The 23,312-nt window shown below is 46.4% G+C and carries 16 protein-coding genes; 4 read left to right on the top strand and 12 right to left on the bottom strand.

The features are described 5' to 3' along the window. Positions 1–11 precede the first annotated feature (11 nt). From GC096_RS23210 to GC096_RS23170, 9 genes are all read right to left on the bottom strand, one after another. A complete protein-coding gene (locus GC096_RS23210) occupies positions 12–1,565 on the bottom strand; it encodes a spore germination protein (protein ID WP_171633563.1) in 1,554 nt (517 codons plus the stop codon). Between the two features lies 1 nt (position 1,566). After that, entirely contained in the window at positions 1,567–1,779 is a 213-nt protein-coding gene (locus GC096_RS23205; protein ID WP_171633561.1) for a hypothetical protein, read from the bottom strand. Positions 1,780–1,913: 134 nt separating this feature from the next. After that, the gene (locus GC096_RS23200) at positions 1,914–5,024 is read right to left on the bottom strand and encodes an MMPL family transporter (protein ID WP_171633560.1); all 3,111 of its coding nucleotides are present in this window, start codon (positions 5,022–5,024) and stop codon (positions 1,914–1,916) included. Between the two features lie 57 nt (positions 5,025–5,081). Further along, positions 5,082–5,705, bottom strand: coding sequence for a TetR/AcrR family transcriptional regulator (locus GC096_RS23195; RefSeq protein ID WP_171633558.1), 624 nt, complete (start codon positions 5,703–5,705; stop codon positions 5,082–5,084). A 127-nt stretch (positions 5,706–5,832) separates the two neighbouring features. Then, entirely contained in the window at positions 5,833–6,870 is a 1,038-nt protein-coding gene (gene desA / locus GC096_RS23190) for a Delta(5) desaturase DesA (protein ID WP_171633557.1), read from the bottom strand. A gap of 547 nt (positions 6,871–7,417) precedes the next feature. Further along, complete coding sequence (locus tag GC096_RS23185) at positions 7,418–8,029, bottom strand: flavin reductase family protein (RefSeq protein ID WP_171633614.1); 612 nt, start codon at positions 8,027–8,029, stop codon at positions 7,418–7,420. A gap of 31 nt (positions 8,030–8,060) precedes the next feature. Beyond that, positions 8,061–8,669 carry an alpha/beta hydrolase gene (locus GC096_RS23180; protein WP_171633555.1) on the bottom strand — a complete coding sequence of 203 codons (609 nt, stop codon included), beginning with the start codon at positions 8,667–8,669 and terminating at the stop codon, positions 8,061–8,063. After that, positions 8,666–9,625 carry a ring-cleaving dioxygenase gene (locus GC096_RS23175; RefSeq protein WP_171633554.1) on the bottom strand — a complete coding sequence of 320 codons (960 nt, stop codon included), beginning with the start codon at positions 9,623–9,625 and terminating at the stop codon, positions 8,666–8,668. The genes GC096_RS23180 and GC096_RS23175 overlap by 4 nt, the downstream gene beginning before the upstream one ends. 109 nt (positions 9,626–9,734) lie before the next feature. Next, positions 9,735–10,178, bottom strand: coding sequence for a MarR family winged helix-turn-helix transcriptional regulator (locus GC096_RS23170; protein ID WP_171633552.1), 444 nt, complete (start codon positions 10,176–10,178; stop codon positions 9,735–9,737). A gap of 192 nt (positions 10,179–10,370) precedes the next feature. Here GC096_RS23170 and GC096_RS23165 point away from each other — a divergent pair, with 192 nt between their 5' ends. Next, positions 10,371–11,561, top strand: a complete 1,191-nt coding sequence (locus GC096_RS23165) for an MFS transporter (protein ID WP_171633550.1) — start codon at positions 10,371–10,373, stop codon at positions 11,559–11,561. 71 nt (positions 11,562–11,632) lie between these two features. Here GC096_RS23165 and GC096_RS23160 read toward each other — a convergent pair whose 3' ends face one another. From GC096_RS23160 to GC096_RS23150, 3 genes are read right to left on the bottom strand one after another with little or no spacing between them, the layout of a single operon-like run. Further along, positions 11,633–12,070, bottom strand: a complete 438-nt coding sequence (locus tag GC096_RS23160) for a cupin domain-containing protein (RefSeq protein ID WP_171633549.1) — start codon at positions 12,068–12,070, stop codon at positions 11,633–11,635. A gap of 11 nt (positions 12,071–12,081) precedes the next feature. Continuing rightward, positions 12,082–12,525, bottom strand: a complete 444-nt coding sequence (locus GC096_RS23155; protein ID WP_171633547.1) for an SRPBCC family protein — start codon at positions 12,523–12,525, stop codon at positions 12,082–12,084. Further along, positions 12,518–12,838 carry an ArsR/SmtB family transcription factor gene (locus GC096_RS23150; protein WP_171633545.1) on the bottom strand — a complete coding sequence of 107 codons (321 nt, stop codon included), beginning with the start codon at positions 12,836–12,838 and terminating at the stop codon, positions 12,518–12,520. The genes GC096_RS23155 and GC096_RS23150 overlap by 8 nt, the downstream gene beginning before the upstream one ends. Before the next feature lie 882 nt (positions 12,839–13,720). Here GC096_RS23150 and GC096_RS23145 point away from each other — a divergent pair. From GC096_RS23145 to GC096_RS23135, 3 genes are all read left to right on the top strand, one after another. After that, positions 13,721–18,736: an S-layer homology domain-containing protein gene (locus GC096_RS23145; protein ID WP_171633544.1), complete on the top strand. Its 5,016-nt coding sequence runs from the start codon at positions 13,721–13,723 to the stop codon at positions 18,734–18,736. A 177-nt stretch (positions 18,737–18,913) separates the two neighbouring features. Further along, positions 18,914–20,062, top strand: coding sequence for a response regulator (locus GC096_RS23140; protein WP_171633542.1), 1,149 nt, complete (start codon positions 18,914–18,916; stop codon positions 20,060–20,062). A gap of 57 nt (positions 20,063–20,119) precedes the next feature. Next, a complete protein-coding gene (locus tag GC096_RS23135) occupies positions 20,120–23,266 on the top strand; it encodes a hybrid sensor histidine kinase/response regulator (protein WP_171633540.1) in 3,147 nt (1,048 codons plus the stop codon). The last annotated feature ends 46 nt before the right edge of the window (positions 23,267–23,312 follow it).

Raw genomic sequence — 23,312 nt, 5'->3', positions numbered from 1 at the left:
TATGCCTCCACTCACTTACGGTTTTTGCCTCTTAAGCCAAGAAAAGATGGGCGGTATTTTAAAGAAAACGCTGGCTTTTTGAGCACGATGGAATCATCCACATCTTGTAAGGATTGGGGGGTCAGAGCAGCCAGATAGTTGACGCCGAAGGAGCGTAGATGAATCATGTGGATGAGAATCATGCTGGTTCCAAACACGATACCAAAAATGCCCAAAACGGCAGCGAGCATCATAATAGGAAAGCGCAGCAGCCGAATGGTTAAAGAGGCATTGTAATTCGGTATGGCGAAAGCACCAATGGCCGTAAAAGAAACGATTATCGTCAGTACAGGGCCGACGATATTCGCCTGAACCGCCGCTTGTCCAATGACAAGTGCGCCAACGATACCGACCGTTTGGCCCATTGTGCCAGGGAGGCGAAGACTCGCTTCCCGCAGCAGCTCCAAGCTGATTTCCATAATCAACGCTTCTGAAAAAGCTGGAAATGGAATCCCGCTGCGATTGCTTGCAATAGCAAGCATGAGCTCCGTCGGGAGCATTTCCTGATGAAACGTCGTAATTGCAATATAGATGGAGGGCAGCGTAAGCGCCATAAGCATCGCCAAGAATCGCACCCAGCGCAGCATCGTTGCTGCCCAAAAATTCGTGTAATAATCCTCGGTAGCCAGTAGAAATTCAGTAAAAGTGATCGGCATCGTTAGTGCAAATGGCGTGCCATCAACGAGCACGACAACTTTACCCTCCAAGATCGCTGCAGATGCCTTATCCACTCTTTCCGTCGAGTTGAGCTGCGGAAATGGCGAGTACGGAGAATCTTTTAGATAATCCTCAAGCTGGCCGCTATCCAGAATACCCTCGGTTTCAATTTTGGCGAGCCTTCGTTTGACCTCATTCACGATGTTTGGATTCGCTACGTCCTGTAAATATGCGATAGCACCATCGGTCAATGTTCGCGTACCAATTTGAATAGGAAAGAGCACTAATTGCGGATCTTTAATCTTTCTTCTTATTAAAGCTGTATTGGTTCGAAGCACCTCATTAAAGGCATCCTGAGGGCCTCGAATAATCGGCTCGCTAGTCGGATTGGAAACGAACCGATGCTCCCAGCCCTCGGAGGTAATGAGTAAGGTTTCAGCAACCCCGTCAAGCAAAACAAGCGTGCTTGAGTATAACAGTCCTTTGATACTTTCTTTTAGCGTGCTTACTCGCTTTATACCGCTTGCTGTTATGACAAATTTTTCGATATGTGTTAATGTGACCTGCACGTTATGATCCATTTGCATCAGAGGGAGAATGACGCATTGGTGTACAATATCTTTTTCTGCAAGTCCATCAATATATAGAACAGCGGCTCGAATTTTCAAGCCATCCTCGTTCTGCAATAGAAGTTCACGAACAATGAGATCGGAAGGATTCTGCGTAGCGTCTTTAATCAAGCTCAAGTTGCTCTCTAAACTGCCGCTCAATTGTTCTGACGATTGCTCTTGTAATTCGACGGCTGCTGTTAACAGATCGGGCGATGCGCTCGATGCTGATTTCTTAAGAAGCTTTCCCAATAGAGACACACTATCCGCCCACCTTTTCAACAATACTGTTCATCGTGTTTTGTAACATGTTCGTTAGGACATAGGTTGTTTCCGTTGCATGAAGAACAGCCAGAGTTAGGCCGATCATCGCCAGGGAAACATAGGCAACAACGATTCTGCTATCGTTTTGGCGAGTACCTCTTCGGGGATAACCAATGATAAACAGAAAAAGAGAAACAAGTAACGATAGCATAAGTATCACCTAATCTTATTTTGACATTAGGTTCTGCATTTACTTGAATTTTTATCCATTCTTATCTACACAGCAAAGAGGCTCCCCTCCAGGTGCAATCACCCTGGAAGGAAGCCCTATACAAATCTCTGTACCTACGCCGTGCGACTCTCCGTCGACACTTTGTGCGCGCTGACGCCGCGCTTTGCCCGTAGTGCTTCTGGCATAGCCAGCAGCGCAGGCAGCAGCATCGGCAGCAAGACGAAGCAGAGCACGATGAGGCCGACGATCACGGCCACCGCTAGCTCGATCAACAGAACGAGGCCGGATGGTACGAGCGTGGCGAAGGTTCCGCCAAGGATGACCATCGCCGAAATGACTACGCCGCCGATGTGCTTAGCGGCTTGCACGATCGCTTTCGAAGGCGATAGATCGCCAAGCTCTTTGTAACGCATCATCAGGAAGATGCTGTAGTCGACGCCGACAGCAATAATAATGATGAAGGAGAAGAACGGTACGAAAGAGGAAACCCCATCGGCACCAATGATTTTATCCGTGACGACATTCGTCGCCGTCATCGCCACATAGTAAGATATCACTAAGCTCAATATGATATAAACGGCTGGCCAGAAGGCCCGAATAACGAACAGCAAGACAATGAACACACCGATAATGACGATAATCGCGGTGCTATTGAACGACTTCAGCTGCGCCTTGTTCGTGTCATACGTCGTCGAGCTCGGTCCTGCCGCGCCGACCTTCGCATTCTCCAGCACGGTGCCTTTCACGCTCGCAGCGAGCTCCGCATTAATGCCTTCAATCGTATCCATTGCCGCCGATGAATACGGATCATCCTTCAGGATGACGATCATCTTCGTCATCTTCCGATCCTTGGACATGAAGCTGTCCAAGGACTTCCCGAAATCTGCGCTCGACAGCGCTTCTTTCGGCATGAAGAACGTTTTGGAGCCGTTCAGCTGCGTCAGGAACTGGCTCGTCTTGCCAAGCCCCTCGGACACGTCACCGAGTCCGTTGCCGCTCTGCCCAAGGCCGTCCTTCAACTGGCCCATGCCGCTGCCAAGACCTGACAAGCCTTCGCTCAGCTTCTGCTGACCGTCTTTGACGCTGCCTAGCGCAGCGTTCAGCTTCGTCATGTTCGCAGCGATCTCGCGGCTGCCCGCGCTGCCTTGCTTCAGCCCGTTGGCGAGCTCAGCCGCTCCGCTCTCCAGCTGCGTAAGTCCCGCCGCTAGCTGCGCCTGCGCGCCGTTCACTTGCGCCAAGCCTTGCGTCGCCTCGGCGAAAGCACTGTTCAGCTTGGCTGCGTTCTTGCCAAGCTCGCTTAGTCCGCCGCTCAACTGCGTTAGACCGGAGGCAAGACCTTCGCCCGTTTGTTTCAGCTTGATGTAATCTTCATCGGTGTTCAATTGGTTGTACTTGCTGCCAAGTCCGCCAATCAGACCATTCATCCCGACAAGTCCTTGCTGAATCCCCGTAAGCTGCCCCTCAATTTGGCCGTAGCCTTCCGTTATAGCGTTATATCCTTGCCCCAGCTGTGTTAGCCCGTCAGTGATCTTAACGCTATTGACACTCACTTGGTTCATGCCATCTTTCAATGCAGCAATTCCCGTACTTAACTCTCCTGCACCGCCAGCACCTTGCGCGATACCGCTAGCTACTTGATCCAGAGCAGTTGTCAGTTTGCTATAGCCATCCTGCACCTGACCTGTGCCATCTACAAGCTGGCTAACGCTTGATGTATCAGGCACTTCCAGCTTACTTTGCATTATAGTAAGTCCATCTCGAATTTGATTTACACCTTTTTGCGAAGCTGTAATCCCATCGGCAACCGTCTTCGTTTGAGTAGAAATATAGAAGTCATCTATCGGCTTCGATTGCGGCTGTGTCACGCTGGATACCATATCGACACCTGGAATGGTTTTCAGCTTCTCCGTCACTTTATCAATTGCGGCTAAACCATCATTCGTGTTTAACGGTTTGTCATTCTCAATAACGACCATAGTTGGGAGTGCCTGACCTCGGCTGAAATGATCCGCAACAAGGCTGAAACCTTTGGTGGATTGGTGATCATTCCCAAGCTCCTTCAATTGGTCAAAAGACAATTTCTGATGATTCGCAAGAGCAAGCGGAATTGTAATAATTAGAATGATTACTGTCGTAATAATCGGTCTTTTCACCGCAATTTTCGTCAAGCCTGCCCAGAATTTACTCTCCTTATGCCCTCCCATGCCTTTGGAAGGCCAGAAGAGCTTATTCCCTAGCATTTTCATGAAAAACGGTGTCACCGTTACGATTTGGAGTAGGAGAATCGCCGTACCAATCGCAACTACGTTACCTGATTGATAAATACCGAAATCCGATAACGTTAAGGCAGCAAACGCAATAAACACGGTCAAAATACTGTAAAAAATCGTTTTACCCGCCGTGCGGTAGGTCACAATAATTGCTTCATCCACGGATAACCCATGGGATAATTCCTCTTTGAATCGATTAAATAAGAGAATGTTATAATCGGTCCCGATCCCGAAGAGAATCAAGATTAATAGCATTTGCGTAACACTCGTCACCGGGAAATTAAACTTATCGATGAGCTGTGCGGCAATCCCCATCGACACTAGGTACGAAATACCGACCGCCAGCAAGGATACTACCGGAATAATAACGGAACGGAACATAATCACTAGTACAGCTAGGATGAAAATGACCGTTAGCGCGGCACTTTTTTCAACACCGGACTCGGAAGCTTTAATATAATCATCCTGAATGAAATCCTCCCCAGAGAGGTAATACTCCACCTTCATGTCTTTCAGAACATCTTCAAACTCCAGCTTAATGTCCTCGACGTGACGCCCTCTTTTATCCAAAGAAAAGCTCGCCATCAAGGTCGTGCCATCCTCAGAAATCAGCGATGACTTCGCCTCCGGCGTGGTAAACGGATCAATCAACTGACTGAAACCGAGCTGGTCTTGATGGCTTTTCAAATTCGTAATGCCAGCCTCGATCGCCTTCATGTCTGCATCTGACAGTTTGTTCGGGTTATGAAAGACCACAATGTCACTCGTGCCTTCAACCCCATTGATTTTGTTCAGAATCGCTGAAGCAACCTTGGATGGAGCGTCACTACGCAGCGGATCCTGCCCTCTTAATCCAAGAATCGCATTCACATTGGGTTGGAATACCGTCAGCAACACCGTCGCCACCAACCACGCGGCTAGAATCGCCCAACGCCATTTAATAATTGATTTCATCTCTCTCTTCTCCTCCACTCACTAGTAAACAAGCGTTCATTATTGAGATAAAAAATTTTATGCCTGTGCTAGCTTTATTTTTTCTGAAATACCTGTGCAATACAGGTACAACAGTTCATCAACGAGCATTTTAATCGTATCGCCATCCTCATGGTCGCGCAAAATCAAACAAATACCTTCAATCATTGTCGTCGCAATCATGTGCGCAGAGAGCTGATCCTTCTGAGGTAGCGATCCTGATGTTGCCATTTCCGCCGTGAATACCTCTGAAATAATCTGATGTACTAGTAGTATCATCTCTTGTTTCGCCGAAGCAAATCGAGAGCCTTCACTTAGATTCAGCAGAATCGTCAGCTCCGTGCTGGACTCTTTGAAAAGCAACATTAGGGAAGCATCAATTCGGCGTAAGATTAACAAATGATCAGACAATGCCGTACAAAGGGTGTCATCCACTTCTTGCTTACAAACGCGCAAAACCTCAGCTAATTGCTCTTGTATGGGCTGAATCAGTTCATCGAACAGATCATCCTTGCTCTTGAAGTACCGATAGATGTTGCCAGGTGTTATGCCTGCGGCTTCTGCAATTTGCCGAATGGAGGCTTTCAAATATCCATGCTTCTTGAACTCGGCCAAAGCCGCTTGGCGGATACTTTTTTTGACTTCATCTTTTAAAATTTGCATTAATAAACACCCGTTCACTTTTTGACGTCATAGTTGGATTATACAGTGCCCAATTGGGCATTTCAACGCTATTTTACTAAAAAAAAGCGCCCAACCCGCAGATGATCACAGGTCAGACACAAGTTTCTTATTCCACATCTACGGCTTTTATTATTCGCGGCTTTACTTTTACACGGAACTGCTTCAAATCCTTGAACTGAATAAACTTCTTGGATTCTTCATTCCAAATACGGAATTTCAAAGACTCCAGACTCGTCTTCAGTGTGATCGTTTGCACATTGCGAAGTGCTGCGTTCTTATTGTGTACCTTTTGCAAATGATAGTTCGGCACGCGCGGGCTTAAATGATGAATGTGGTGATAGCCAATATTGCCTGTAATCCAGTGTAGAACTCGAGGCAAATTGTAAAACGAACTGCCATGCATCGCTGCTTTCACATAATCCCATTCTGCATCATTCTCGTAGTAGGTTTCTTCATAGTTGTGCTGAACGTAGAACAGCCAAATGCCGGCCATACCTGAGAAGAAGAACATCGGTCCTTGAATCAGCAGGAACGACTCCCAGCCGATACCCCAACAAAGCAAAGCAATACTGCCAACAATACCTATATTCGTGATATACGTATTGATTCTTTCTTTCATGCCTGCCTTCCGGCGGTTAAACCGGTAATCAATCAAGAAGATGAAGATCGGTCCAATGATAAACATCACAAACGGACTGCGATATAGGCGATAGGTCATTCGTTTAAGCCATGTTGCTTCCATATATTCATCCACGGTTAGCGTCCAGATGTCACCAACGCCTCTTTTATCCAAGTTTCCACTAGATGCATGGTGAACAGAGTGTGTATGACGCCACTGATGGTACGGTACGAAGGTTAATATTCCTGTTAGTGTGCCAACAATTTCATTGGCAAGTTTGTTTTTGAAAAAGGATTTGTGACAGCAATCATGAAAAATGATAAATATGCGGATCAAAAAACCTGCAGCAATTAGATCAATCACGAAAGTTAGCCAAATTGAAACGGAAAGACTTAGAAAAGCAAAATACCAAAGCACGAAAAAGGGTCCCACTGTATTGATGATTTGCCACACACTATGCTTCATATGTGGTCTTTCGAAAGGCGCGATATCTTTCCGCCACCCACCCTTATCCTCATGCTTCATCCTGTTAGAACTCCCTCTCTCCGCGTCGTGTCGGATCTCGTAAGTTTATGTGCCTTGAAGTAGTACGTTACGAATCGAAATAAGTTCCCGTTATAGGATAAGAAATATTACATAGCTAACTCATCATACGTGGGTAAACCCTTTTTGTAAAATGCAATATAAGTAAGTCGTCCAAGAAAACCGCCTCCGCCGTCCCTCATGGACGGCGCGTTTATGGAAGAAGTACGTCCCTTTTGGCATACGGTAGCCACGTTGGCGATCCTCTCTCGTGCAGGGATGCGGGCTGCCGTGGACCCAAACACTAGAGTAACTGCATTTTGTACAGCTAATTTCACGTCTAATTCGTGTTTCCGTGATTTAACTGGAAATTATCCATGTAATTTCAAGATTTCAAGAGAATAGGAATGAATTTCGATGATATAACGACATAAATTCCATCTAATCGTGGAATTTGGAGGAATTCGTGAGAATTAACTGTATGTTTTCCATTTATAAAAAGAGACGAATCGCCTCTCGTTCTGCGTTAGAACGAAGCGATTCGCCTCTATTACACCGGTCGATCGATCTCAAAAAGCTCGCCAAGCTTCGCATAAGAATTGCCTGCTAACCGACTTACAGGCTTCAGCTTCTTCGGATCAATACGTCCGTTGTCAACTAAGCTCTCATCGATGTGAAAATAGACGACACGTCCGATTAATAAATCTGCCGCTGGTGCGTCCGATATTCCGCCTAGCGGAATCACCTGCTCGAGGACGCATTCCATGCGGATGCTGGCTTCGGCGATGCCCGGAACGTCGATGTGGCTGCTCGGAACGGGCGTTAGTCCCGCCAGCGTCACTTCGCTCTCCTCAGGCGGCAGCGCAGCGGCGCTCTGGTTGATCTGGTCGATATAGGATTCGTCTGAGATATGTACAACGAAGGCTCCTGTATCGACCGCATTGCGGGAGGTGTCCTTCCGGACACCCTGCTTCCGCTGTACGGAAACGGCAACCATCGGCGGGTCCGCCGTCACGATGGTGAAATAGCTGAATGGCGCGGCGTTCAGCACGCCTTCAGTCGATAACGTCGAGACGAAAGCGATCGGCCTCGGGATAATGCTGCCGATGAGCAGCTTGTAGTTCTCTCGCTCGCTTTGTGCGGATGGATCAATGCCTAGCATGGTCATGGTGACAAGCTCCTCTCTTCCTCTATTAGAGTGAGATCCCTTTGAGCCACTCTGCTGCGGCAAAAACCTCAGAGCGCGTCAATTGGTGGCCTGAATTCTCCCAATGCACATGAACATCCGATCCAGCATCGCTCAGCAGACGTTCTAGCTCCTCCGACTCCTCGGGTGAGCAGATCGGGTCGTTCTTGCCAGCCCCGATGAATACAGGGGTGTCTGAGAGATCAGGCAGCTGGATGCCGCGCCGCGGCACCATCGGATGATGCAGAATGGCTGCGCGAAGCGCATTCGGATAGTGGAACAGCAAGCTGCCCGCGATGTTCGCGCCGTTGGAATAGCCGATCGCAACGACGTTGCTGCGATCGAAGCCGTGCTCGACTGCTGCCGTGTCGAGGAAATCGTACACTTCCTTCGTACGGAAGATCAGATCTTCCTCGTCGAAGATGCCCTCAGCCAGCCGGCGGAAGAAACGCGGCATGCCGTTCTCTAGGACGTTCCCCCGTACGCTAAGTACGGAGGAGGTTGGTGAAATCGCCTGCGCCAATGGCAGCAGGTCTTGCTCGGTCCCGCCCGTTCCGTGAAACAGAACGAGCACGGGCGCTGTCAGATCAGATCCTTGCTGATAGATATGTTTCATTGCTCATCACCTTCCAATACCCGCACTTCGATTGGCGGCAGATTTCGCACGATTTGATCGCGGCTTGCTTCAAACCATTCTGGCAGCATTAATTTCTCGCCAAGTGCTTCTGGCGCTTCATCTCTTGCAAACCCTGGCGGATCTGTCGCAATCTCAAACAGGATGCCGCCTTCCTCACGGAAGTAAATTGCGTTGAAGTATTGACGATCCACGATTGGTGTAGGGTGGTAGCCATTGCTCGCTACGTGACTTCTCCATAGCGCATGCTCGGCGTCATCTTTCGCACGCCATGCGATATGATGAACAGTTCCCGCACCGCCAGCACCGTAGTCCATCGGCGTTACGTTGATATCGACGATATTACCCAAGTCGCCGAAGGAAGCGAAGCGTGCATAGGCGCCTTCTTGCCCTACTTTTTTCAAACCCATGACATTTACAAGGAGATCTGACGTTTTGTCAGGTGCCGTGCTGTAGAGGACAGCGCCGCCGAAGCCTTTGATCGCTTTGTCCACGGGAACGCCACCAAATGCCCACTGACTTGGCGCACCTTGTTCGCGCTCAACAATCTCTAGTCTCAGACCGTCTGGGTCTTTGAATTGTACATAGGTTTCGCCGAATCGCGCATTTTTCTCATAGGCAACATCGAATTGTGTGAGGCGCGCTTCCCAGAAAGATAGGCTGCCTGTTGGCACGGCATAAGTCGTGATGCCGACTTGACCACCGCCGACCCGTCCTTTGCGAGATCCCGCGTAAGGGAAGAACGTAATGATCGTTCCCGGGCTGCCCGCTTCATTACCGAAATAGAGATGGTAGACTTCCGGTGCATCGAAATTGATCGTTTTTTTGATCATGCGAAGCCCCAGAATACCTGCATAGAAATCAACAGTTGCCTGTGCATGTTGAACGAAAGCGGTGATATGGTGGATACCTGCGGTTTGTTGTTGTGTTGTTGTCATAATAGCCAACTCCTTCATATTTAAGAATCTTTATTTTAAGATAGTTTACATAAGATATTGTCATTTATGTTAGGGATCCGTTTGTGCGAGCTGATTATCAACTCGATCACTATTTGAATCCTTCTTGCGCATACCTGCCAAGTTTCTTCAACAGTTGACTTGCCAGCTTCTTCTCTTCATCCGTCAAACCTGCTACTGCGCTCTCGATCACTTCCGCATGCTTTGGAAAAACATCCTCAATAAATTGTTTCCCTTTTTCCGTAATTTCAGCAAAAATCAATCTGCGATCTTCCGTCGATGTATTGCGGATAACGAATTCCTTTTTGACCAGCTTATCAACGACATAGGTAATATTCCCGCTACTCATCAATACTTTACTGCCAATTTGTTGAATCGCCTGCGATCCCTTGTGGTAAAGCAGTTCTAGTACACCAAACTCTGTGCGGTTCAGTCCATGCTTGCGAATATCTCGATCACCGTGGGCGTTCACCCACTCACTCGCTCTGGAAAGGGCGATGTAAAGATCTAAAGATTGGTTTCTCGCTTCGCTCATGTTGCTTCACCTCGTTTCATTTGTTTGCTTCATTTATCTTAATTTAAAGATACTTTATTTAAAGATAAATGTCAACAGGCATATTTGAAAATATTACTTATAGCAAAAAAAATGCAAAGAATGTCATACCTTGTCGCTTGTCCTCGTGGTATGATTAGACCTTTAAGATAGAAAGGTGGGTTCAATGCAATCATGAACACTTCACATGCTTTACAAGGGACAGCGAGCGAGAAAGAACGGTTTCCTATCTCCCTTTTCTCCCTAACGGTTGGCGCCTTCGCGATTGGTATGACCGAATTCGTTATTATGGGGATTCTGCCCAATGTGGCGGATGACTTGAACGTTAGCATTTCGCAAGCGGGACAATTGATTACGGGCTACGCACTTGGCGTGGCATTCGGTGCTCCGATTCTCGCTATGTTGACTCATAAGCTGCCGCAAAAACGCCTTCTTCTCGTGCTGATGCTCATCTTCATTTTAGGCAATGGCCTAGCTGCGCTAGCTCCGTCCTATGGGGTCGTGATGGTAGCGCGACTGATCACTGCTTTGGCTCACGGGACCTTCTTCGGTGTCGGCTCTGTGATCGCGGCGAATTTGGTCCGGCCCGAAAAAAGGGCCAGTGCCATATCCGTGATGATGGCGGGTCTAACCATCGCAAATATTCTTGGCGTGCCGCTTGGCACCTACATCGGTCAGCATCTCGGCTGGCGGGCATCCTTCGGCTCCGTTGTCATTATGGGCATCATCTCGTTCATCGGTATCCTGATCTTCATTCCAAAGATTACACAGAAAACGAATAGCAGCCTTGTTAAGCAGGTCCGCGCTCTTTTGCAGCCGCGATTACTGCTCGTCTTTCTGATAGGAGCCTTAGGTTGCAGCAGCTTATTCGCAGTATTCACTTACATCGCGCCTATTCTGATCAACATCACAGGGTTTAAAGAGAGCAGTGTGACGTGGATTCTCATCTTGTTCGGCTTTGGTGTAACGCTAGGCAACATTCTAGGTGGCAAAATGGCTGACTGGAAGCTCATGCCGTCTTTGATCGGCAACTTTGCCGCGTTAGCGCTCATTCTCGCTGTATTCGCATATACGGATCAATTCCCGGTTGCTGCGATTATCACCATATTCATATGGGGAGTTGCCGCTTTCGGGATTTTGCCTGGGCTGCAGATTCGCATCATGAATCTGGCCAAAGAAGCGCCAGAGCTGGCTGCCACCTCAACGCATTCTGCGTTGAATCTCGGCAACGCTGGCGGCGCCTTTCTAGGTGGCTGGGCGATTACGCACATCGGCCTGTCGTCGTTGCCTTGGATCGGCGCGGGATTGACCGCGGCGGGGTTTGTTTTGATGCTGTGGAGCTATCTGCGGGATCGTAAGGTTTAATAATGAACAAGCGGCAAGCTAGGACTAGATCATATAGTCTTAGCTTGCCGCTTGTTTTATATTTTAAACAACTAACGCTTGTTATCCCATTCGACGGGTTGGTCCAGAATAATGCCATCTGACTCCACCCATTGGGTAAGACTGTTCTCCTTGGCTTGAATGACAATAAAATGCAGGCCTTGTGTCGCCGATGTATTCCGCAACGCTCTCACACCATCAGGTGCAATGCGAACGGACGTGCCTTCGTGCACATCTATTTCATTTCCGTCCACTTGAACTTGGCCTTGCCCTTGAAGAAAGATGTAGAGCTCTTCATTCTGTTGGTGCTTGTGATAAAAGGGGACTTCCCCCTTCGGGGGTAAGTGATTAAGTGAAACTTCCATACTCGTCAGTTGTAGGGCGTCTTTTAGAAAGATTTTACCCTTCAACATGCCTTCCGTTACACTTGCAAATTCAGAAAATGCACCTGCGTTGCTAACCGAGTAATTCAGTTGATTTGTACTCATCATCTTGCCCTCCTTTAGAACGCTGGCAGCGTTTTGCCTGTTTCGAGCAGACTCTTCAAATTGCTAAGAATAACAGGCCAGCCGTTGTTAAATCCTTCGATTTTGCCCTCATCCTTACGAATATCCTGTTCTAACAGCTCCTCATGGCGAAGTGTTAGCTTGATCGTACCGTTCAATGGTGTTAATTCATACGTCACATTGGACATCCGATCGCCTTCCGCATCCTTGACACTCCACGTAATCGCGAGCAAGCTATAAGGCTCATAGACAAGAACTTCACCGTAATGTTCCGTCTTGTCTTTATTCATTAAGTGAAAGCTCGAACCGACTTGCCAATCTGAAATGATTTCACGACCAAAAAAATACTGCTTCGTAAACTCACTGCTCGTTAAGGCTGCCCATAGCTTCTCTGGCGTTGTTGCGATGTATGTCACATAAACAAAAGACTTCTTATTCATGATTCGAATCCTCCTCTAAGGCTAGCTTCAAATTGGTTAATGCCTCAATGCGACGTTGATCAAACTTACCGATCCAGCGATGGTAGATCTCCCCGATCGGTACCGGGTTCAGATAATGAAGTTTCTCGCGGCCATGCCACGTGACTGTAACCAGATTTGCCTCCTCCAGCAGCAAAAGGTGTTTCGTAACAGCTTGCCGGCTCATTGTCATTTGCTGACAGAGTTCTGATAAGGATAGTCCGTTATTCACGAACAAGATGTCGAGTAATTCTCTGCGTGTTCCGTCTGCAAGTGCTTTAAAAAGTTTGTCCATGCGCCCATTATATGCAACAATTTAGTTGCATGTCAATCAAAATATGTAAAATTTTTCTTCCCTTTCCACGCAATCGGCAGTTAGGCGTGAGCTTGAACAGCGGTTTTGGAGCAAGTTGCGCCGTGAGGTGAGTAGTTTGTGGAAGTAATAAACGCAGGCTTGTTGGGAATGGATTGTGATGTAGGGGGGATATGTGGTACTGGCAGTCGTGGTGTTTGGAGAGTTGTCTTGTTGGTGGGTTGGCATTCAATTGGTGGGTTATAGCTCTGTTGAGGGACACGTGTTTTAAACAAATTAGCATTAAGCTGTTTCACGCCTTCAGCACATCAGCTACTACTACTACTACTACACTTCTTCTTCTACTTTCAATTTCACTTCTACTTCCAGTCTCAATCTCAATCCAAGTCTACTACTACTACTACTACTACTACTACTATTACTTCACCTCCACCCCTCTCCCCCCTCTCCCACACGTTAACTGTAAAAAGTACATCTAATTTCGCCATTCTCCTCACTTCAGAGAACTTAACTGTATTTCCTGTAGTTAATTTGGCCAAATTGGGCCGTAGAGCCTGAAATCGGGGATTTTAACTGGAGGTTTTCCATCTAATTGTCCAAAATTAGAAAAAGCCGCGAAAATAGTTGGAGGTTTTCCAGTTAATCCGGACGGCCGCTCCTGTAACAAGGGTTAGTGGTTGGGTGGCAAGTGCTACCCACTAATACACAAGAAAGGCGCTCCCTCTCTTTCATTTTTGATGGACAGTAACTATTGATCCGTTTATGTATAGTATTTGTTCAATATCATCTGCTAATCTTTCAAAAGCTGTGTAACAACATAGAATGGCGCAATGAAACCAGCAAATTGAAGGAGGAGAATTTGTTTTGGAGAAACGACTTTTAAGAATGTGGATGGGTAAGAGATTGTTCCCTCTTGCATTGGCGCTACTCGTTGCATTAAGCACGGTACCCCCCGCATTTGCAAGCAGCACAACTACAGCCGGTGGGACTTATTTCACTGACTCCGATAACTGGAACGGGAATCCGGCCGGGAACGGGCCAGCCGATGATGATTTGGATATTTTCACTCAAAATTTACGTATCGCGAATGGAGATGCCAAATATCCATTTGATTTTAAAATCACAGGTGTTGACAAGACACCGCAACAAAGCGCGTATTTACTGATACGTGGATATGATGTGGATGAATATGACAGCAACGATCCGACTAAAACAGGAGAATGGGACAGAGTGTATATGTCAGCCAATCCTGACGATGTCCAGTTTACATCCACTCCTTACACCAATTGGCCAACAAGCGGTGGGGGAGCGCAAGGTTGGTCGACTGCAAGCGCGAATTACAAGAAGGAATTTAAGCAGTCAGGCTATATCGGAGCGCTTTCGGGCAACGACAACAAGTGGAATACAACCGTATTGAAGCTTGATCCGGCCAAAATAGCGTCCGGGAACGATTACTATGTCGGGATTTCAATCCACAACAATTATAAGAACCTGACCTACTTTAATGCTGGTTGGGTCGCTACAATTGACTGGGGTCAAATTGTAGTCGACGGTGGCGTCCAGCAGAACGGTGAGATTACCAAGCTCAACATGAATGTTGAGAATGGGAAAGTTACGGTTGACACCGCATTTATGCCGAAAAATACAGGCAACTTCTCAATCGAAGCCAATGTAGTTCAGAAAAATGCCGATGGTTCGGAGAACAATCTGGCTACGGACAAAAAGTTGTTTGCCGGCGCCTCGGCAGGTACGGAGCAGGCATGGTCGAATTTGGTGTTGAGCGACAGCAGCATCGATCCCAGCAAGGAATACGAAGTCAATATTATTTTATTCGATGATCGAGGCAATGGGACAAGCTCGGAGAATTATACCAATCCCGGCAAGGTCGAACACATCTATTCCGTATCCTCATTCGATCCGAAGGTGAGTGACATTGCGAAGAAAGGGCTTCAATACGAGCCAACGGGATTTACCTCCGCGGATTTCAAGAATAAATTTAGTAAACTCAACGGCACTGCCATCGGAAATAACTTGCAACACATACAAATCAAGTCACTACCAGATGCAAGCAAAGGGAAGTTGGTGCTAACTGATAGCACTGGAACTATAACGAGTAATGTTTACGCGAATGACGTCGTTCTTACAAGTGATATCCCGAAATTAACGTTCATCCCAGCAAACGGCGGCTTTACAGGCGCTGCCTCCTTCTCATGGAATGGGTATGACATCGTAAAAGGGAAATATGCGTTGCTAGACGCTAATGTACTTTTGACGGCGAACGCAGCTCCGGTTGCTGCCGATTTCGAGAAGCTGATCAATGAAGGTGAGACGGTTCATTTTACAGCCACGGACTTTGCAAACCCGAAATATACCGATGCTAATCTTGACCCGTTAAACAACGTAAAAATCGTCACCCTTCCAACTCGCGGCACCTTAAAGTTAAACGGAGCTACGGTTGTTGCCGGACAGGTAATCCCTGCAGCTCAGCTCAGTCTGATAACATTTGTCCCAGAGCCCGATCAGACAGGTACAGTTACGCTTACATGGAATGGCTCTGATGGTCTTGAGTATGCGCAAACAGATAAAACGATTACCATTAAGATCAACTCTCCTCCAGTAGTCAGCGACATTATCAAACCAAGTCTTACCGGAGCAGTTGTTTCATTCACAGCTGAAGATTTTATAAATAAATATACTGATGTCAATTCAGATCCGATGCAGAAGATTAAAATTACGCTGCCCTCCGGTTTCGACCAAAAAGGCAAATTGTGGTTTATAGATTCCGTCACTGGCATCGTTTATTTGAACCAATCAGCTCCAGTAAAAGAGCTTGACATCTCCGAGCTGCCGAGCCTGAAATTTGCACCAGATATTAATCTGCCTAGCGGCAGCACAGTTGCATTCAAGTGGGATGGTTATGACGGCATTATGTATTCCGCCAGTCCAGCTAATGTCACTATCACTTATAACGGGAAACCAGTTGCCGATCCTCTATCGGTAAGCGCAGTAGAAGGCACGACTCCGATTACCATCGAATTATCAGGATCCGATGCAGAGACGGTCACAGGATTGGTATACAGCATTAAGACGCAACCGTCGAAAGGAACACTAACACCTGTTCCGGGCAGCGGAAACAAATGGACGTATACGCCTAATCCGGAATTCACCGGTGGAATGGATAGTTTCAACTACACCGTAACGGATGCAGACGGCCAAGAAAGCCTCTCAGCAACAGTTACGATCCAAATCAATAAAGTGTTGGATGGCTGGGTGGGCGTCAAAGACCAAGGAGATCCAACGATCGTTAAAGCATTGCTTGGCCAACCGTTGAAACTTTCCGCTGTAAGCTCACTTGACGCCGATCAAGTAACGGTGACAGTCAATGGAACAGCTGTTGCATTAACGCTCACAAACGCGGCAAGCGCTCACCTAGATGGGTACAAGCAATGGGCGAAAACGAACTACATTCTGCCGCTTGAAACGTCTCCAGGGACGTATCAAGTAACATTTGAGGCGGCCAAGGCAGATGTAAGATTGCCTAACGAACTCAAACTAGCTGACAACAGCTTTGAAGTCATTGGCGCCAACCTTAAGCTGACAGCAGAACCGGCCAAAATAATTGGTGACGGAAATTCCCTCTCCTATTTAACTGCTGTACTGAAGGACGACAACGGCAGTCCAATTGTTGGTGTAGAGGTTGTATTCTCTGTTCCAGCGGAACTGGGCAATGGATCATTCCCTGAATCCGACCGGGCTGTTACGAACGCACAAGGTAAGGCTGTTGTAAAATACCAATCTTCGAAAATTACAGGGGTCGATGAGAAACTCATCCCGGTAGTTGCCACAGTCCAAGACGCTGCCAAAGGATTGTATGCACAAGATCAACTCGTCGTTTCCTTCTTGCCTGCATCCATTTCTGGCATTATCACAAAGGGAGACGACAATACGCCTGTTCCTAACGCACAAGTGCGTATCACGCTGGACTTGAACAACGATGGCATTATCGATCCAGCCGTCGATTTCGTACAAACCGTCTTCACAGATGCTAACGGAAATTATTCAATTATTGTTCCAAAAGGCGACGTAGAATACGATTTGGAATTTACGCAGGATGTCTTGGTCGGCGGTGTTCCAACACCCGTATCCTATAAGCAAAAGGCGCACGTCGGGTCCGTTACTGGTGCCGGAGACGAAAACTTCACTTCCGAAAAGACAGTGACAGGCGTCGTTTTATTCAAGCAACCAGATGGCAAAACAACGTTGTTCAACAATGATATGATTGGTAAAACAAAGGTGTATGTAAAGGATTCCAACGGCAATTATATAATGGATGGCGGCATCAAGAAAGGATTTACATTACAGGATCAAGGCGTATTCCGTGCAGAAGGTTTAGCCGTTGGCGACTATACGCTGGAAATCAGCTATGAACTCGAACCTGGCCAAGAGATCATCATTAGCCGTGGCGATGTGAAAGTGAAAGCAAATGGCGAACTCAATATCACCGAAGAACTGGTTGATCCCTACGGAACCATTACGGACGCCATTTCAAATCAGGTAATTAGCGGTGCTCAGGTAACACTATATTATGCCGATACGACAAGAAATAAAAATCATCCAAGCAGAACACCTAACACGGGTGTCGTGTTGCCGGTAATTAACGGCTTTGATCCTAATAATAATGCAAGCCCGGGTCAAATTTCCGATTCTAGCGGATTTTACGCTTACATGGTATACCCGCAAGCTGATTATTATTTGGTGGTATCGAAGAACGGTTACGAAACTTATCGGAGTTCGACGATTCCAGTCGAGTTCGACATTGTTAAACACGATATCAAATTATATCCTGAACAAAGTTCAGGAGGAGGCTCAGCTCCATCTCCTTCGAACGTACTTCTGAACCTATCTGTTAACAAGAACTTGGTTGAGGAAGGTACTCAATCGAACATTACGGTGAATTTTAAAAATGATTCTTTGAATTGGCTGGATGCCGGCCACGTGAAAATCACACTTCCTGAAGGTGTCGTGCTTGTCGCTGCGGATGGCGGGGGCGTGGAAGGCCGAACGATCGTTTGGCCAGTGGAGAATCTATCTGCTGGACAAACGAAAAGCTTCGAAATTAGTGTGAAATGGCCACAAATAAACAAAGAGATTCAGAACTTTGAGATACCGTCCGTATTTTATTTCAATGCAAGTCCGAAGGATGAAAAAGCGCATTCAAACGTGAACGTGCAAGTATTCTCCAAACGATTTGGAGATTTGGATCATCAGCGATATATTCTCGGATATCCTGATGGCCAATTCAAGCCGGATCGTTCGCTCACTCGCGCCGAGCTGGCAGCTATTGTGGCTCGATTGACGGAAAACAATAACCTCACAGACGCATTAAGATATTCCGATGTAAAGCCGGATCATTGGGCTTCCAATTACATCAGAATCGTTACGAAACACAGCTATTTCAACGGCTTCGAAGACGGCACTTTCCGCCCCGAAGCTCCGGTCACTAGAGCGGAACTGGCAGCTGTCATGACTCGTTTCCTTAAGATCAGTCTCACTGCTCCGACAGACTTTCACTTCAACGATGTGAAGGGAAATTGGGCAGCGTCTGCAGTTGAACAATTATACCGCAGCAACTACATTTCCGGTTACCCTGACGGTTCGTATAAGCCGCAGAATAGCATAATCCGCTCCGAAGCGGTAACATTGATTAACCGTATGCTCTATCGCGGTCCGCTGAAAGGACTGAATCCGATATTCCCAGATATGCCAGAGAGTCACTGGGCATTCGGGGATGTGCAGGAGGCTACACAATCGCACTCGTCCGTACGTAATACAGATGGCAGCGAATCATGGATGAAAAATCTGAATGATGATGTAAAATAGTATTTTCCGATAATACCCGGATGCGGCGAAGTAATGCCCTGTTCGGGTATTTTTCGTGCTTGTCGATGGGTTGATATGCGCTGTATATGTTTTGTATAGATCGAGTTGTTACAATTTGGTCTTGACAATGCTACACTAAAATACGACATATTCTTCTGGTTATTTATGGAGGGAAACATGAGAGTTGTACTAGCTGATGATGAACGGTTGTCTTTAATCCATCTTAAGAGTCTTCTGGAAAAAGAGATTGGCGGAGTTGAAGTGATTGGTATGTATTCGGATCCCACACTGATCATCGACATGATAGGTCCGTTACATCCGGATGCCATATTCCTGGACATTAATATGCCTGAAATAAGCGGCTTCGAGATAGCAGAACAGCTTCAGGTATTGTTTCCCTCTATTGAGATCGTGTTTGTAACCGCCTATGATGATTACGCTGTTAACGCTTTTGAACTAAGTGTAATCGATTACATCTTGAAGCCCGTTCAACTGGCTCGACTAGAGAAGACGGTCAAACGTTTGCAAGTAAGAGTCGATCAAAAGGATAAACGGATTAAAACAACCGAACCGCTAATCGGTTGTTTTAATCATATATACCTTCAACTACCCAATAATGAACCTCAACCTTTGAAATGGCGCACTTCCAAGGCTCAAGAATTATTTGCTTATTTATTGCATCATCGGAACCGGATGATTGACCGTACCACCTTGATTGAGCTGCTCTGGGGCCATCTCGATCATGCGGCAAGAACCGCACAATTATATACGACGATTTATCAAATTCGACATACCTTGAAACAAAGCGGGATAACGGAAGTTATCATTAGCTCAGGTATTCTCGAAGCCGGTTACAGGCTTTCTATCGGCCCTAATCTTTTGGATATAGAAGAATGGGAAATTCAGTTGAAGCGGTTACCCCTGCTGACCGTGCAGACCATTCCTGAACATGTACTCGTGCTTGATTCGTATAAAGGCGACTATTTAAGCGATTATGGCTACTTATGGGCAGAAAGCGAACGAGAACGGTTGCGCTGTTTATGGTTGCATCATGCAGAAAACCTGGAAGCATTTTATACCGATTCAGGATTACTGCATGATGCCATCCACCTAAACCAACTTATCCATAAGATGATGCCCACGCACGATGGTAGCTACTTCAACTTAATGAAACATTATGATGCGCTCGGCAATCGCCCCGCAGTCGAAGAACAATATTGGCTTTTGAAAACAATGCTTGAGAACGAATTCGGTGTATCTACTGTTAATCCGTCTGTAGCAGATTGGTATAATCGTTGGAAAAACCCTACGCAACATGAACTTTAATGTAGAGGTGCTTAGATTAACTCAGAATCCACTCTCTTATCGAAGATTGAGGCCCTTATGAAATTCTGGAAAAACAAGTATAAACTTAGCCATATTATGTACCTGATGTTGTTCATCTGTCTTCTTAGTGCGATGCGCTTGTATTGGTATGAGCAGTTATCATCACCTTCACAGCCAACTGTGAAGCAAGGCGTTCTGAATTTGCGCGGCGTAGAGACCATTGAATCCAAAACTTTCCTCCTAGATGGGGAGTGGGAATTTTATCCGAATCAGTGGATTGGTGCGTCAAATACGACAGTTGTATCCAAGCCACAAATACTGCAATTGCCTGGTGACTGGATTCCCACACCTGAGGCTGATCGAAATGCGACCTACGAATACGGAACCTATCATGTACGAATCGTATTGGATCAGCCAATATCTGAGCCGGTTAATGTCTTGTTTCGGTCCATTCATTCCTTCGATGAAGTAGAAATCAATGGGGAGTTGCTTGCTAAGTCAGGTGTAATGGCCATGGTGAACGGGGCTCATGTGAATCAATCCGGTTCCTTCATCGTAACCTACGTGCAAGCAGGCGCCACAACATTGGATATATTCGTTCGGACTGCTAATTACGAGCCTTCTATGAAAGGCGGCATAGTTAAGCTTAAGCCCGTACAGTTTGGAAAACAGGATATCGTTGACCGAATCTACTCCTATTCAACTAGTTTTCAACTTCTTGTATTCGTTATTTTTCTGCTTCATGCCATGTATGCACTAATCCTTTATCTAATGAATGTACGAAAAATGGGATTCATTATATTTGCCTTAGTGATGATCACAGCAGCTCTTACGGTTGGGGTGAAACATGACGGCCTCTTGTTTGTATGGCTGCATGTGGATTTCGAATGGACTCTGAAACTTACAATCCTTGCCTACACATGGTTTTCCTTTTTTACACTATTGATGGGCAGAGAGCTCTTCGGCATTCAACGTAGAGGTATTGTGTTTATTAGTTACACATTCTTGCTTATTGCCTATACGCTGTTGGTCATTTTTGGCTCCCCCAAGATTACACTCTATTCCGTTCAGAGAGAGTATTACATGTTGCTTTACTACGTGCCATTGTTGTGGGCGACGTATTATTTCTTACGCATGGTTCTCCTTAATGGCGTAGGCGCTTTATTTCTACTATTTTCCGCCGTAAGTGTTTTGAACAATATCTTATGGGGAAATGTGTATTATACGGGAACGTCTCAATTCATGTTTTATCCGTTGGATTTGCTTGCCGCGATTACAAGTTTCTCTGCTTACTGGTTTAAGAGGTACTTCTATCATTCGAAGCAAAATGAGTTGCTAAACAGCCAATTGTCTGAGGCTACGAAGTTGAAAGATCGCTTTCTAGCTAATACTTCACATGAGCTCCGCACGCCGTTGCACGGCATTATGAATATCGCCGAAAGTGTGCTTAACCGAAAGAAGCCTATGCTAGATGAACAGAGCCAATACGATATGGAACTGCTTATCAGAATTAGTCGCCGTATGTCATTTCTAGTTAATGATTTGCTTGATGTCGTGAGATTGCAGGAAAAGCAGATTACGCTGTGCAAGACGAGTGTGCAATTACAGTCCCTGGCTCCTGGCGTAATGGATATGCTGCGGTTTCTGAACGATGGGGGCACGCAGACAGAAATGCACTTAAACATAAAGGCCGATTTACCCCACGTCTACGCAGATGAGGCACGATTGTTGCAGATCATAGTCAATTTACTGCATAATGCGCTTAAGAATACGCCAAAGGGCAGTATTGAACTGGCAGCCGTACAAGAGGGCAAGTATGTGCGGGTTTATGTAAAGGATACAGGCATAGGTATGGATGCGGCTACGTTAGAGCGAGTATTTACACGGTATGAGCAGGGAGCCTATGGAAGCGGCGGCATCGGGCTGGGTCTTAGCATTTGCAAGGAGCTTGTCGAATTGCACAACAGTGAATTGACTGTACAATCGAAACCTGACGAAGGAAGCGTGTTCAGCTTCAAGCTGCCGATTATTTCTGCAATAGATGAGAAGCTTCAATCGTTCACGCCGCTTATTTTCCCTGTGAATGATACAACATCTGTTATGTCCACCGAGGTACGAACAGCACAGGAAACAGCCGCCAGTTATGATGGCAAAGAAATGGAACATCTCTCAAGGATTCCGGGGAGCGGTGATCAGATCCGAATTCTGGCAGTTGATGATGATCCCATCAATTTAAAGGTACTTACTCGGATCTTGTATTCGGATGCCTATTTTATAGAAACGGCACATTCAGCACGGGATGCGCTAGATAAGCTGAATGATGAAGCGTGGGATCTGATCATTGCTGACGTCATGATGCCGGACATGTCAGGCTACGAATTGACACGGTTCATTCGCAAACGGTTTACACTGTACGAACTGCCTATTATTTTGTTGACAGCTCGGAGCGAACCGGAAGATATTTATGCAGGCTTCCTTGCCGGAGCAAATGATTACGTTACGAAACCTGTCGATGCATTGGAATTGAAATATCGTGCATGGTCGCTTTCAACTCTGAAGCAAGCGGTCAATGAACGATTAAGTATGGAAGCTGCTTATTTGCAAGCCCAAATCCATCCTCACTTTCTCTTTAATACACTGAATTCGATTGTAGCGCTAAGTGACATTGATTCGAAGAGAATGCGAACACTAGTAGAGGCATTCACTTCTTACCTGCGTATCAGTTTTGGCTTCTTAACCGCAGGTAAACTTGTACCGCTGTCACGGGAGCTTGAACTGGTAAAAAACTACTTATACATTGAGCAGCAGCGTTTTGAAGATCGCTTGCAGGTAATATGGGAAGTGAACGTAGATACTCAAATGCTGATTCCCCCGTTGACCATTCAACCGCTTGTTGAGAATGCCGTTCGACACGGCCTTTTAAAACGGGTGAATGGCGGTATTCTCCACATTCGAATCGAGAAGCAAACGGATGCTGCCGTTTTTTGTGTGATAGACAACGGGGTCGGCCTGACTGACAAGCAGCTTAGCGAGTTGCTCAATCCGGGAAATAAAACAAAAAACGGGATTGGATTGTTAAATACACATGCTCGATTGACACGCTATTATGGAAAAGGATTGCAAATTCAAAGCAAACTTGGTGAAGGGACCACGGTGTCTTTCGTGATTCCCGGGCGGAGCACTCATTCGACATCATATGATTAAATTCTACTAAATCTTTCTAAATTGAAAGGGGCTTCCTCATCAACCG

It is taken from the genome of Paenibacillus plantarum (assembly GCF_013141695.1).
In the GTDB taxonomy this organism is placed as follows: Bacteria; Bacillota; Bacilli; order Paenibacillales; family NBRC-103111; genus Paenibacillus_E; species Paenibacillus_E plantarum.
This window is presented reverse-complemented; position numbering and strand designations above follow the sequence as displayed.